The organism is Chloroflexota bacterium (assembly GCA_016235055.1).
Lineage (GTDB): Bacteria > Chloroflexota > Anaerolineae > JACRMK01 > JACRMK01 > JACRMK01.
On sequence record JACRMK010000068.1, the window covers coordinates 75,793 to 89,382 of the forward strand.

Genomic DNA, 13,590 nt, shown 5'->3' on the forward strand with positions numbered 1-13,590 from the left:
CACGATGTCGGAGCGGTGCGCAAACGGTAGGGGCAGACCGACGTGTCTGCCCTCAATGCGTCAAGCGGGCGCACACGCTGGTGCGCCCCTACGTGATCCCGACAATTCCTGGATGTACCCATTTCGGCGTGCTGTCCCTCTTCGGTATAATTTCACCACACGATGCTCCCCGGCACGCTATTCACCACGTCAACGGGATTTCCGGAGAACTGACCTGCATGAAGAAATGGCTGGCATTGCTATCGCTCGTCCTCTGGCTGGTCGCGTGCGATGTGACCATCGCGCCGGCGCCGACCGCCGTCCCGGCCACACCGGAGCCGGCGGCGACCACCACGCCGACGCCTATCCCGCCCACGCCGACCCCCAAGCCGGTACCGCAGGTCTTGCGCCTGCAAATCAGTCAGGAGCCGTCGACCACCGACCCGCAGCAGGCGTCCGCAACGGACGAGATGGAGTTCGTGCGGTTGGTTTTCAGCAATCTGCTGACCTATGATGCGCAAGGCAATCTTGTGCCCGATATGGCCGCTGACATGCCCGTGGCTTCCGCCGATGGTCTGACGTACACCGTCAAGCTCAAGCCCGGACTGCTCTACAGCGACGGGCAGCCGTTGACGGCCCGGAACTTCGAGTACGGCTGGAAACGGCAGTTGGATCCCGCTTTGGCCGCGGACAACGCTTTCACCGGCTATGTCATGGTCGGCGCGGAGGCGTACGCCTCGGCCAACCCGAAGAAGGCGAGCAAGGAAGAACTGCAGAAGCTGCGCGATGCGGTCGGCGTGAAAGCGCTGGACGACCAGACGCTGCAGTTTCGCCTGACGGCGCGCGCGCCATACTTCATGGCGGTGCTGGCCGGCGCGGCAGGACTGCCGGCCCGCCAGGATCTCGTCGAGAAGTTTGGCGACAAGTGGATCGAGCCCGCGACTTACATTGGCAACGGCCCGTATCTGCTTGCCGAGTGGCGGCGCGGCGCGCGCATCGTCTTCACGGCCAACCCGCGCTATACGCGCGGCAAGCCGCCCGTCGAGCGCATCGAGATCACCGTCAGCGACGGCTCGGCCGCGTTGATCGGCTACCAGAACGGCGAACTCGACGCGATTCGCGTGGCGGGCAATGAACTGGCGCAGTCGCTGGTCGATGCGAAACTCAAGCCGCAACTGGTCTCGCGCACCGGCGGCTGCACCTTCTATATCGGCTTCAACACGACCAAGCCGCCGTTCGACAAGGTGGCAGTGCGGCGCGCTTTCGCGCAGGCGCTCGACAAGGCGTTGTACGTCAAGGACGTGGAAAAGGGCGCGGGCGCGCCGGCCAACGAGTTCGTGCCGCCCGGCCTGCCCGGCGGCTATGCCGACCTGGCCGTGCTCAAGTTCGACGCGGCGGCCGCGAAGAAGGAACTGGCGCAGGCGGGCCTCGCGCCGGACAAGCTCGGCGACGTCCGCTACGGCTACGTGGCCAGCCCGCGCAACCAGGCGCGCGCCGACTGGCTGCAGGGGCAGTTGAAGGCCAATCTCGGCGTGGCGGTCAAGGCCGATCCGCTCGACGCGCAGACCTACCGGAACAACGCTTCGAAGCCGGAAACATTGCCGGGTCTGTTCCTGTACGGCTGGTGCCAGGACTATGCCGACCCGCAGGACTGGTACCAGATCTTCGATTCGCGCAGCACCGCGCCGTTCCGCACCGGCTGGAAGAACGACAAATACGACCAGTTGGTGCGCGAGGCCGACCGCGAACTCGACCCGAAGAAGCGGGACGGCCTGTACAAGCAGGCTGCGCAGATCCTGACCGACAACGTGCCGGTGATCTTCCTGTATCACACGGCCGACAACTGGCTGGTGCAGCCGCATGTCAGCGGCGCCAAACAGACGCCGCTCGACGCGTTCTTCGCCAGCACCAGCCTGATGGGGTGGAAGATACTGCCGCATTAGCACGATTACGAAACAGCTGGCGGCTTGCCTCACATGGCTGCACGCCGCATGTAGGGACAGGCCTTTGGCCTGTCCGACGAGCAGGCGACGTGTCGCACCCTTTGGGGTGTCAAAGACCTGCCTCTACACGGCGAACCGCATTAGCATGGCGCGCAGAACAAGCCCGCAGTCGGTATGGGCTATCCCACTGTGGACGGTTCACACGCCGCTCCTGTCTGTGTTGCAGCGACCGGCGCCTCAGCGCCGCAATTGCCGCATGCGCTGGTACGGCGCGTATGTCCCCAGCACCACACCGTCATCGTCGAGCATCAGCCAGTTCGAGTGCCCCCACTCGCCCGGCCGCCCGTTCAGCGCGAACGGGATGACGGCCATGACGCGCGCATCGTCCTCCCACGGCGTCCAGCCGCTGCGCGCGTACGGCGCGGTGAACTGGCCGCGGTTGCCGATGAACGCCATTTCAAAGTAGTCGGCCATCTGCGCCGCGCTGACCGTGGCGTGCGCGGCATCGCCGGTGCTCGGCGCGGTCGTCTCCGGGTGCCGCCAGCCCGTTTCCGTGATCATCACCGGCAACGCCGGACCGCCCGCCTCGGCGATACGGTAGAGCTCCCAGCTGTACGAGTTCACACCGCGATTAACGATGCCGGACGGCCAGCTTCCCGCGCGCAATGGCTGCGCGCCGTTCAGGTAGTCGAACTGCATCGCCTGCTCGCTGGGCGCACGGTTGAACGGCCCCAGCGGGTAGGCGTGCGAGTTTAGTATCTGTACCTTGCTGAAGATCTGCTTGTCCCACTTCAGCATCTGCGCGATGAACGTGTCGGCGTCGACATAGCGAAAGCCGTCGTCGAACGGCTTGCCGTTCGTGTTCGGCGCATAGAGGTCGAGTGCAGCGTTGAGAATCACGACGTTCGGATCGTTCTCGCGCAGGCGGCGCGACACGTCGCCGAGAAAATGCGCGTATGCCTCGCCGTTCGGCTGGTTCTCCCACTCGTCGCCGCGATTCGGCTCGTTGCCGATGATCAGCAGGCGCTGGGTGGTCGGCCAGCGCAACTGGTCGAGGAAGTCGCGGTACTGCTCCGCCACCGTCCAGTAACCGCCGCCCTCGCTGTCGCGGATCGGCGCGGCCCACCAGCGGTTGGTGTTGTCGTACCAGGTGGCGAAGCGGACAACCGGCGTCAGGTGCAGTTGCGCGCACAAATCGAGGAAGAACTGCCAGCGCTCCACGTCGAGATCGTCCAGGCGGATGAGCACGACGACGTAACCCCACTCGCCGACCAGATCGCGCGCATAACGTAGATGCTGCGGCCAGACCTCGACCGGCCAGCGGTTCTTGTGGTCGCCGATCAGCAGATGGATGCCGAGCTTCGTCACACGCGGTCCGCCCGGTGTGGCCGTCGGCAGCGGCGTCCAGGTCGGCACCGGCGTGCGCGTGGGCGTGCCGGTCACCGTTGGGGTCGGCGCGAGCGTGGGCGTGGCCGTGAACGTCGGTGTCGCGGTGATTGTCGGCATTGCGGTTGGCGCGGGCGACGACGCGGCCGTCGGCGTCGGGTACGCCGGCGCACCGCACGCGGCGAGCGCCAGCAGCAACGCCAATGCGATCAGGCGCGCGCCCGCGAGCAGCACGCGGCGTACCCGCGCACGCGTCATTCGGCGAGCACCTCGTCCATCGTGGCGATGAACGCCTGCCAGTCGGCGACGATGCCGTAATCGGACTGCTTGAATATTGCCGCTTCGGCGCTGCTGTTGACCGCCACGATCGTGCCCGCGCGCTGGATGCCGACCGTGTGGTAGAAGGCGCCGCTGACGGCGAGCGTGAGATACAGGTGCGGCGCGATCGGGCGGCCGGAGATGCCGACCTGCGCTTGCGGCGCGAGCCAGCCGGCGTCGGTCACCTTGCGCGTGCCCGCCACCGTCGCGCCGATGCGCTGCGCGAAGTCGTGCACCCGCGCGACCCCCTCCGGCCCACCAACACCGTAGCCGATGCCGACGATGACCTCCGCATTGTCAAGCTGCAGCACCTCCGGCGACACCAATTCATGCTTCAGGCTGCGCACGCGCGGCGTGAACGGGTACGACGGCAGGCGCATGAGGATCGTGTTGCGTCCCGGCTCCGGCACGGCGGGCGCGAACATGCCCGGCCGCACCGTCGCCAGCACCGGCGTCGTGCGCGACAGGATCGGCGCGATGATGTTGCCGCCAAACGCCGGCTTCAACATCACGAGGCGGCCCTCGGCATCGACCTGCATGCCGACCGCGTCGCCGGTCAGGCCGAGGCCAAGCCGGGCGGCCACACGCGGCGCGAGGTCGCGGCCGTTGGCGGTCGCGCCAAACAGCACGGCATACGGCTTATAGTCCTGGATCGCCGCCGCCAGCACCAGTGTAAACGCCTCGGTGTGATACTGGCGCAGCATCGGCGCGTCGGCCACGTAGACCTTATCGGCACCAAGCTCCGCCAGCGCGTTGACCAGCGGATGCGGCTTGTAGCCGAGCACAACGGCCGCCAGTTCGCCGTCCAGTTGGTTGGCCAGCGTGATGCCCGCGCCCATCAACTCGCGCGTCACGTCGCGTAAGTGTTGCTGCGTGTGCACGTGCGGGTCAGGCGCCGTGTCGCCCAGCGCCTCGGCCACCACCCATACCGCCTTCGCCCCGCGCTGGAACGGCTTACGGTCGGCCGCGCGCGCCCGCGTGTGCGAGTGCCCGCCGCTGACCTTCCACTCACTGCCCTGCCAGCCGGCCTCGCGCAGGCGCGCGACCAACTGGCGCACGTCCTGCTTGAGGTCGCCGCTGTTGAGCATAATCTGCTTGCGCTTGGGCGCATCCTCGTAGATCGCCTCAACCCAGGTCGGCGAGCCGGGCAGGCCGTACTGCGCGAGATCGCCGCCCAGGTCGGCCGCCGACCAGACATCGATCGGCTTGCCCTCGGCCTTCGGCGCATCGGCCGGGCCAACGCGAATCGGCTTATTCAACTGCTCGGAGGCGCTCAGGACAACCGGCAGTTCGCACTCGAGCGTCTCAAAGCCTTCGTCCAGCTCGCGCACGGCGGTGATCGTCTTGCTTCCGGCCGACACGCGCAACTCGCGCACGCCGGTGATCTGCGGCGCGTCGAGGAACTCGGCCAGCATCGGCGGCACCTGCGCCGTTTCGGAGTCCATGGCGTAGCGGCCGCAGAAGACGATGTCGTAGCCGATCTTGCGGCACGCATCGGCCAGCGCGCGCGCGGTGGCCAGCGTGTCGGCGCCGGCGAACTCTTTGCCGAGCAGGTGCACGGCGCGGTCGGCGCCCATCATCAGCGACTCGCTCAGCACGGCGCGCGCCTGCGGCGGGCCCATCGTGACCGTGATGACCTGTCCGCCGACCTGGTCGCGAACCTTGATCGCCTCGGTGATGGCGCGGCGGTCAAACGTGTTGAGGTTGCCCGGCACGCCCTCGCGCACAACGCGGCGCGTCGCGTGGTCGAACTTGATCTGCTCCATCGACGGCACCTGCTTGATACAGACAATGATTTGCATGAACGCTCCCCGGTGTGTTGTAACGCATGGTACAGATCACTCGATTCTAGCATCCCGGCGCATGTTGCCCAAACAGAATCTATCCACGAAGGGACACGAAGAAACACCAAGTAGAACCGATCCGCGAATAATGCGAATCTTCACGAAACCGTCATGCTGAGCGCGAAGGTCAGGCATGCGGCCGAGAGCACGCTTCGCGCGCGAAGCATCTACAATCCAGCAATTCAGATGTTTCGCGCGGGTGGCGCAATTCCAGGGCGACGTGCTTGCCTTCGCGCTCAACATGACCGGCTGGAGCACAGCGCAAGCGGCGCGAACGCGTTCTGCTGACAACCGTGCTATTCGCGTCGATTCGCGTTATTCGCGGATTAGCTTTGTTGGTGTTCCTTCGTGTAACTTCGTGGACAGCGATGTTACCGCGCTTGACGAGTGGCCTGCCTCGCGGCTAGAATCGGCACAGTACAGAACCACGAAAGGTACGCACTCATGCCCACAGACATCCGCCTCGGCACGGCGCGCGCGCAGGCCGGCCAGTTGACCACCGGCCGCTGGCACGCCTTTGACCACCCGACCGGCACGCCCGAAGAGCTGCCGGTGATGATCGCCCAGGGGCTGCACGACGGGCCCGTGTTCTGGCTGACCGCTAATATCCACGGCCCGGAACTGACCGGCATCGCCGTCATCCACGACCTGGTCAACGCCGACCTGGCGCGCCGGCTGCGCGGCACCGTCGTCGCGATACCGTCGCTCAGCCCGGCCGGCTTTCGCGTACGCAACCGCCAGCCGTACTTCGACGCACAGGACCCCAACCGGCTCTTCCCCGACCGCCCCAGGAAGAACGGCGAAGGCCAATCCGAGCACCCGTCGATGATCGAGCAAGTCTGGGCGCGCCTGTTCGAGGAGATGCGCGCGGCCGATTATCTGATCGACTTGCACAACGCGCACTACCAGTCGGTGCCGTTCTCGATCCGCGACAAGGTCTTCTATGAGGCCGACGGCGACCGGGCAGCCGCCGAGGAGTTGCAGTCGCGCACCGGCAAGCTGATCGCCGCGTTCGGCCTGCCCGCCGTCTTCGAGTTCAGCCGCAAACAGTACCTGCGGCAGAAGCTGTACCGCTCGACCAGCGGCGTTGCGCTGAACCTGCTGCGCATCCCGGCGTTCACGGCTGAGCTTGGCGCGCCGAACTTCGTTGACCCCGGCGTCGTCGCCGCCGCAGTCAACGGCCTGCACAACGCGCTGGTCAGCGCCGGCATGCTCGACGAGCCGGTGCAGCCGATGAACACGCCGCAATTCGACGGCAACGTGCCGTTGCGCCGCGAGAATCACCCGCGCGCGCCGCAGACCGGCCTCCTGCGCCATCATGTGCGCGAGGGCGAGCGTGTCCGGGCGGGCGATATCGTCGCGCACATCAGCGACATCTACGGGCGCACGCTGTGCGAGGTGGCGACCGCGCACGACGGCTGGGTCATCGGTCTGACCGGCGGCCTGCAGGTCTACAAACATGGCGTCATTTGCACGCTGGCCGTCGCCGACGACGAGCCGCTCGTGATGAAGTGGGACGAGGAATAGGGATCAGGTGTCAGGGAGCAGGGATCTGGTGTCGGGGATCGGGTTTCAGGGTACAGTCACCGATGGCCCGAAGACTCTCTGTGCCTAAACACTGCGGGCCGGCATCGGTTCGGCAATCACTGTTCACGGTTCACCATTCACTGCTTCCTGTTCCCCCGATCCCTGAGCCCTGTTCCCTGATCCCTGATCCCTGAAACCCGACACCCGAAACCTGATCCTTCACCATAACGGAGCTATCCAATGAAACTCTTCACCGCCCTGCTGGGCACCGAAACCAATACGTTCTCGCCATTTCTCACTGGCGAGGCGAACTTCGAGGCGACTTGCATGCACCGCCACGGCGACTACGGCGACCGGCCGTACTCGGCCTGCGTGCCGCTGATCCGCTGGCGCGACCTGGGCCGCGCGCGCGGCTGGGAGGTCGTCGAGAGCCTTGCCACGTTCGCACAGCCGGCCGGCATCACCCTGCGCAGCGTGTACGAGGCATACCGCGACGAGATCCTTGCCGACCTGCGCGCCGCCATGCCGGTTGACGGCGTGTTCCTGATGATGCACGGCGCGATGGTCGCCGACGGCTACGACGACTGCGAGGGCGACCTGACGCAGCGCGTGCGCGCGATCGTCGGCCCGAAGGCCGCGATCGGCGTCGAGCTCGACCTGCACTGCCACTTGACACAAACACTGATCACGCACGCCGACGCCGTGATCACCTACAAGGAATACCCGCACATCGACATGCCGGAACGCGCCGTCGAGTTGTTCCATATCATCGCGGGCAAGCTGGACGGCAAGCTCAAGCCGGTCACGTCGATGCACGACTGCCGCATGATCGGCGTCTTCCACACCTCGCGCGAGCCGATGCGCTCGTTCGTCAACACTATGCAGTCGCTGGAAGGCAAAGACGGCGTGCTCTCCGTTTCACTGGGGCACGGCTTCCCGTGGGGCGACGTGGCCGACATGGGCACGCGCGTGCTGGTCGTGACCGACGGCCAGCCGGAGCAGGGCGCACAGTTGGCGCGCGCGGTCGGCGACCGCTTCTACGCCCTGCGCGACTCGGTCCAGCCGCCGTACCAGACGATCGACGGCGCGCTCGACCAGGCGCTGGCGTTCAACGGGCAGCCGGTCGTGCTGGCCGACGTGGCCGACAACGCCGGCGGCGGCGCGCCCAACGACTCGACGTTCATCCTGCGCCGCATCCTGGAGCGCGGTATCGGCAGCGCAGCGGTCGGCTGCATCTGGGACCCGGTCGTGGTGGCGGTCGCGCTGGAGGCGGGCGAGGGCGCCGAGACCGACCTGCGCATCGGGGGCAAGATGGGGCCGATGTCCGGCGACCCGGTCGACCTGCGCGTGAAGATCGGCAAGCTCGCCCGCCGCGCCACCCAGCGCTTCGGGGCCGGCACGGCGCAATTGGGCGACATGGTCGCGCTGCACGCCGCGAACGGCGTCTCGATCGTCGCCAACAGCAACCGCTGCCAGACGTTCAGCCCCGAAGTGTTCACCAACGTCGGCATCGACCCGCGCGCGAAGAAGATCCTGGTCGTCAAGTCGATGCAGCATTTCTACGCCGCGTTCGAGCCGCTCATGCAGAAGGTCATGTACGTAGCCGCGCCGGGCGCGCTCGTGCCCGATTTCAAGCTCATCCCGTACAAGAAGGCCAACCGCGACATCTGGCCGATCAATCTGTAAACCGGTTGTCCACGAAGGGACACGAAGAAACACCAAGCAAGAAGCCATCCGCGAATAACGCGAATCGACGCGAATACCATGATTCGCCTTTGTGGCAGGTTTCATTCGCGTGTATTCGTGTTATTCGCGGATAAAGAGGTTTTTGGTGTTCCTTCGTGTTTCTTCGTGGATAGGGTTGCCCGCGCCCGCCAACCTGTGCTAGAATCGCGAGCGTGCGGGTGCTGCACGTTTACCACGACTTCGCGCCGGTGCGCGGCGGGATCGAAGACTATCTCGCCGACCTGACGCGCTTGCAGGTCGCGCAGGGTATTGAGCCGGTCGTGCTGACGTCCAGCGCCGGACCGGTCACGCGCGTTGACACGGTGGACGGCGTGCGCATCATCCGCGCGGCGTCGTTTGGCCGTTGGTTCACGCCGTTCTGCCCGTCGTGGCCGCGCTGGGTGCGCGCCGTGCAGGCCGACATCGTACATTTGCACCTGCCCTGCCCGCTCGGCGAATGGTCGCTGCTGGCCGCACCGCCGCGCCGGCTGGTCATCTCGCTGCACAATGACTATGTGCGGCCATGGGCGGCGCTGGCGCTCCACCGGCCCCTGCACCAGCGTATGCTGGCGCGCGCACAGGCGGTCATCGTCGCGACCGCTGACTATGCGCGCACGTCGCCGGCGCTGGCGGGACGACGTGATGGCGTGCAGATCGTGCCGTACGGCATCGACACGGAGCGCTACACGCCGGGATCGGTGGCACCCGGCGGCGCGCCGGTACTGTCGGCCGGGCGACTGTGCTACTATAAGGGCGTCGAGGTCTTGCTCGCAGCCGCGCCGCAGATTGACGGATCGATCACGATTGCCGGTGATGGGCCGTGGCGCGCGCGCTTACACCGCCAGGCGGCGCGGGCTGGGCTGAACGAGCGCGTCGCGTGGGCGGGCGCGGTCACGGAAGAGGCGCTGATCGCCCTGATGCGGTCGGCGCGGGTTTTCGTCTTCCCATCTACCGAGCGGGCCGAGGCGTTTGGGCTGGCACAATTGAAAGCGATGGCGTGCGGACTGCCGGTGGTGAGCAGCGACCTGCCGGGTGTGCGCTGGCTGAACCGCGACGGCGAGACCGGCCTGAGCGTGCCGGTGCGTGACGCGCCGGCGCTGGCGAGCGCGCTCAACCGGCTCCTCGGCGACGAAGGGCTGCGCGCGCGGATGGGTAGCGCCGCCCGGCTGCGGGCCGCGGAGTTCACGCCGGCGCGCATGGCGGAAGAGACGCTGGCCGTGTACCGCGCCATCGGCTGACCAGCACACTGCGAGGCGATCATCCGCAACATCCTGACGTTTGACGTCGAAGACTGGTATCACGGGCTGGAAGTCGCGCCGGAGCGCTGGCCGTCGTTCGAGCGTCGTCTGCATATCGGCCTGGACTATATTCTCGACGCGTTGGCCAGGCATGGCACACGCGCGACGTTCTTCGTGCTCGGCACTGCGGCGTACGAGCACCCGGACTGCATCCGGTGCATCGCCGGCGCTGGGCACGAGATCGGCACGCACGGCTGGTCCCACACGCCGATCTACCGGCAGAGCCGCGCCGAGTTCGCGGCAGAATTGGCACGCTCAATCGCCCTGCTGGAAGACCTGACGGGCCGGCGCGTGCGCGGGCACCGGGCCGCCATGTTCTCGCTCACGGCGCGCACGCCCTGGGCGCCGGATACGCTGGCCGCGGCCGGTTTGTGTTATGATTCGAGTATATTTCCGGTGCACAACTACCGGTACGGCGTGCCATCGGCGCCGCGCTTCCCGCACCGGGCGGCCGCCGGCCTGTGGGAACTGCCGATCACGACGCTGCGCGCTGGATGGCTGAACGTGCCGGTGGGCGGCGGATTCTATGCGCGTTTCTGGCCGGGCGCGCTGCTGCGCTGGACGGTCGCCCGCCTGAACCGGCAGGGCCGGCCGGCGGTCTTCTACTTCCACCCGTGGGAGTTCGACCCGGCACAGCCGCGCCTGCGGGGCGACGCGCGTCCGCTGGCGCTGGCGACGCACTACTACCGGCTGGCGGGCGCGCGCGCGACGCTGGAACGCTTGCTGGACGCGTTCGAGTGGGGCGCGGCCGAAGATTACATAACGGAGATGCAGTCGGAGCCAACCATCGATGATCGATAATATTCCCCAGGGCCGCCTGCTCGGCGCCCTGCCGATCGATCCGATCCTCCACGCCACGGCGTGGATCGGCTGCCAGCAGCGCCCGGACGCGCCCGCCCAGGTCTGGTACAACGCGCGCGGCGACTTCGAGGGCGCGCTGATCGACTGCGAGTGGGCCACGTTCCACCTGGTCGCGACCACGCGCGATGCGCTGCTCGCGCTACTCGAGCGCCTGCCCACCTGCTCGCCGCTCGGCTGGCGCATCTCGTTCCCCGAATGGGCGACGCGCGACGTGGCTGAGAAGTTCCCGAAGTCGCAGATCAGCTACGAGGTGCTGCACCTCTGTCGCAGCGGAGACTACAAAGCGCCCGCTTCGCGCAACGAGCAGATCGTCCGGCTGACGCCGCACTGGGCCGAGCGCTATCTGTTTGACCTGGAACTGGTGAAGGCGATCAGCGGGCTGGCGCTCGACGGGCCCGGCCCGGTCTGCGCCGCCATCGAGGACGAGCAGGCGGTCAGCATCGCCGACGGCACGACCATGAGCGAGTATGCCGCCATTGTGCAGGGCGTTTACACCGTGCCGGACTACCGGCGGCGCGGGCTGGCGCGCGCGGTCGTGGCCCGCGTGACCGAGTGCGCACTCGCCCTCGGCCGGGTCGTGCTGTACGCCGCCGACTACACCAACTATCCATCGCTCGGGCTATGCCGCGCGCTGGGCTACCGCCCGATCGCCGTCTCGGGGTTGGCGGAGTTCGAGGCGTAGGCCGCCCGTCCCGTCATGTCCGACACCGTCCTCCTGCGCGCGCTCAAGTACGACGGCTCGCTGAACTACGAATGGCCCGCGCGTGTCGAGTATCAGCGCGCCAACCTGCTGGTACTCGCCGTCGCCGCCGGCACCGCCTATCGCGGCCGCAACAGCGGCACGTTCCCGTCCCCGATGCGCGCCTTCCTCTGGACCGACCGCTGGTTCAACGTTGAGCAGGTCTACGACTGGAGCCAGGGGCGCGGCGTGCGCCATTACGTGAATATCGCTACGCCGGTGCAGTTCGACGGGCGCTCCGTCACATTCACCGATCTCGACCTGGACGTCGATGTGGACAGCGACTGGGTCGTGCGCTTGCTGGACGAGGACGAGTACGCCGCGCACAGCGCGCGCTGGGACTACCCGCTGGCCGTGCGCCAGAACGTGGCGCAGGCCGTGAGCACCGCGCAGCAGTTGATCGAGGCGCGTGCGTGGCCGTTCGGTACGAGTGTGGAGAGTCCGCGGCTGCGCGTGCGGCCGTTCTTCTGGAGCGACCTCGAGTTGATGGACGGCTGGCGCGGCGTGTTCACGCCGTTTGACGACCCGTGGATCATCCCGCCGCCCACCTCGTTCGAGCGTATCGAGTGGTATGCCCACTATATCGAGACGCCGGTCATGCGCCTGTACGCCATCGACCGGCCGGATGATGGCGGCATGATCGGGCATATCTCGCTGCGCGACATCGAGAAGCGCATCCAGGCGCGCCTGGGCATCGGGCTGGCGCCGGGCGAAGTGAGCAAAGGCTACGGGTCGGAGGCGCTGAAGGCTTTCCTGGACTACTACTTCGATGTGCTCGGCTTCGAGCGCATGGTGCTGGACGTGGCGGCCACCAACGAGCGGGCACGGCGCGCCTACCTGCGCCTCGGCTTCCGCGACTACGGCGAGCACCATCGCGGCTACGCCGCCGAGGCGCAGTGGCGGGCGGCCGAGCAGCCGGCCAACGCCCAGTACCGCCGGTTCTTCCGGCACACGCCCTGGGGCATGCAGATGCTGTTCTACGACATGGAGATGACGCGCGAGATGTGGCACGTGATCAAAGCGCGTGAGGCGAACGTGTGATGATCCGTCAAAGCGGATCGCAGTGTGAATACGTGTTTCCGGCTCTGATGTCGATGGCGTGGCGGCGATACCATTTGGCGCTTACGCCGCAAGGAACGGCGGCGGCGCCCTCCTGACCGAGCGGAGGGCGTTGTATTTGCCGGTAATCCGGTGCTAGACAACAGGCGTCGCAGAAAACTGTCCCTGCGAGCGAACGGCTCCTAGGAAGACTTTTGCGCAGTACTATGGCGGGAAACGCATCAGTTTAGGCCGGCAAAGAGCACTTTCAATAACAGCTTGCGTGAATTCCAATACGCAATGATATATGGGTTCCGCGTTATACAAGGATGATTCCGATTTTTTGAACGCGACGCTTTAATTAACGAACACTTGCTAGTTATCCCTGTTCCGAGTAGTCTTCGGATACTATTGTTGCAATGATGTCGAAGACCTTCGTGAAGGCACTGAAATCTAGGTCGTCGAAACCCTCGGCTTTATTTAGAACATTGCTAGCGAAATCGCTCTTACTCAAAGCGCAGTTATCTCCGTTTCTGTTGTAAACATCCTTATCGACAATACTTGGTTTAGAGTTCCACTCGGGTTTTGGATGTGGACAGTTCAGATCCTCTGATCGGTGTCGGCCCGTTTTTGGGTTGAACTCGCTACTTATGAACAGCCTTCTTCCGTTCGCATCTCTCCGCATCAAGTCTTCATCACTGTATAAGAACTCAACACTTACGTTCGGGGCGTGGATTCGGTGCTGAGGTGTAGGCAGCAGGAATGAATAGACTCTGTTCTTCCAGTTCTTATAGTCTCAGTAGATCCAAAATTGGCTGAAATTGGCAGCAAGTAAAGCGGCTTGCTCAAATCCTGTATGATTGTTAGTACCACCCAACAATCCAGGGAGAGCAAGCCATGGCGAATGATACCCCGAAACTCAGTGCAGATAA

General features: G+C 65.8%; 9 protein-coding genes. 7 read left to right on the forward strand and 2 right to left on the reverse strand.

All coding sequences use genetic code 11. From position 1 onward, the window contains the following. The first annotated feature begins 218 nt into the window (after window positions 1–218). On the forward strand, window positions 219–1,922 hold the full coding sequence (locus HZB53_17115) for a peptide ABC transporter substrate-binding protein (protein MBI5879371.1): 1,704 nt from the start codon (window positions 219–221) through the stop codon (window positions 1,920–1,922). A 237-nt stretch (window positions 1,923–2,159) separates the two neighbouring features. Here the strand turns inward: HZB53_17115 and HZB53_17120 are convergent, their stop codons facing one another. Beyond that, window positions 2,160–3,566 carry a hypothetical protein gene (locus HZB53_17120; protein ID MBI5879372.1) on the reverse strand — a complete coding sequence of 469 codons (1,407 nt, stop codon included), beginning with the start codon at window positions 3,564–3,566 and terminating at the stop codon, window positions 2,160–2,162. Then, window positions 3,563–5,428, reverse strand: a complete 1,866-nt coding sequence (locus tag HZB53_17125; protein ID MBI5879373.1) for a hypothetical protein — start codon at window positions 5,426–5,428, stop codon at window positions 3,563–3,565. The genes HZB53_17120 and HZB53_17125 overlap by 4 nt, the downstream gene beginning before the upstream one ends. Window positions 5,429–5,914: 486 nt before the next feature. Here HZB53_17125 and HZB53_17130 point away from each other — a divergent pair, with 486 nt between their 5' ends. The 6 genes from HZB53_17130 to HZB53_17155 all read left to right on the forward strand — a co-directional run bounded on the left by HZB53_17130 (window position 5,915) and on the right by HZB53_17155 (window position 12,661). Next, entirely contained in the window at window positions 5,915–6,997 is a 1,083-nt protein-coding gene (locus HZB53_17130) for a succinylglutamate desuccinylase/aspartoacylase family protein (protein MBI5879374.1), read from the forward strand. A gap of 240 nt (window positions 6,998–7,237) precedes the next feature. Continuing rightward, window positions 7,238–8,683, forward strand: a complete 1,446-nt coding sequence (locus tag HZB53_17135) for a M81 family metallopeptidase (protein MBI5879375.1) — start codon at window positions 7,238–7,240, stop codon at window positions 8,681–8,683. Window positions 8,684–8,901: 218 nt separating this feature from the next. After that, window positions 8,902–9,960 (forward strand): glycosyltransferase, encoded by a 1,059-nt coding sequence (locus tag HZB53_17140; GenBank protein MBI5879376.1) that lies wholly within the window; start codon window positions 8,902–8,904, stop codon window positions 9,958–9,960. A 141-nt stretch (window positions 9,961–10,101) separates the two neighbouring features. Further along, a complete protein-coding gene (locus HZB53_17145) occupies window positions 10,102–10,821 on the forward strand; it encodes a DUF3473 domain-containing protein (protein MBI5879377.1) in 720 nt (239 codons plus the stop codon). After that, on the forward strand, window positions 10,811–11,563 hold the full coding sequence (locus HZB53_17150) for a GNAT family N-acetyltransferase (GenBank protein ID MBI5879378.1): 753 nt from the start codon (window positions 10,811–10,813) through the stop codon (window positions 11,561–11,563). The genes HZB53_17145 and HZB53_17150 overlap by 11 nt, the downstream gene beginning before the upstream one ends. A 15-nt stretch (window positions 11,564–11,578) precedes the next feature. After that, window positions 11,579–12,661, forward strand: a complete 1,083-nt coding sequence (locus HZB53_17155; GenBank protein ID MBI5879379.1) for a GNAT family N-acetyltransferase — start codon at window positions 11,579–11,581, stop codon at window positions 12,659–12,661. Window positions 12,662–13,590: the final 929 nt, after the last annotated feature.

Excerpts from the sequence above, each read along its gene's own strand:
- HZB53_17120 (MBI5879372.1), bottom strand. The coding sequence starts at position 3,566 with ATGACGCGTGCGCGGGTACGCCGCGTGCTGCTCGCGGGCGCGCGCCTG.
- HZB53_17155 (MBI5879379.1), top strand. The coding sequence starts at position 11,579 with ATGTCCGACACCGTCCTCCTGCGCGCGCTCAAGTACGACGGCTCGCTG.
- HZB53_17150 (MBI5879378.1), top strand. The coding sequence starts at position 10,811 with ATGATCGATAATATTCCCCAGGGCCGCCTGCTCGGCGCCCTGCCGATC.
- HZB53_17135 (MBI5879375.1), top strand. The coding sequence starts at position 7,238 with ATGAAACTCTTCACCGCCCTGCTGGGCACCGAAACCAATACGTTCTCG.
- HZB53_17125 (MBI5879373.1), bottom strand. The coding sequence starts at position 5,428 with ATGCAAATCATTGTCTGTATCAAGCAGGTGCCGTCGATGGAGCAGATC.
- HZB53_17130 (MBI5879374.1), top strand. The coding sequence starts at position 5,915 with ATGCCCACAGACATCCGCCTCGGCACGGCGCGCGCGCAGGCCGGCCAG.
- HZB53_17115 (MBI5879371.1), top strand. The coding sequence starts at position 219 with ATGAAGAAATGGCTGGCATTGCTATCGCTCGTCCTCTGGCTGGTCGCG.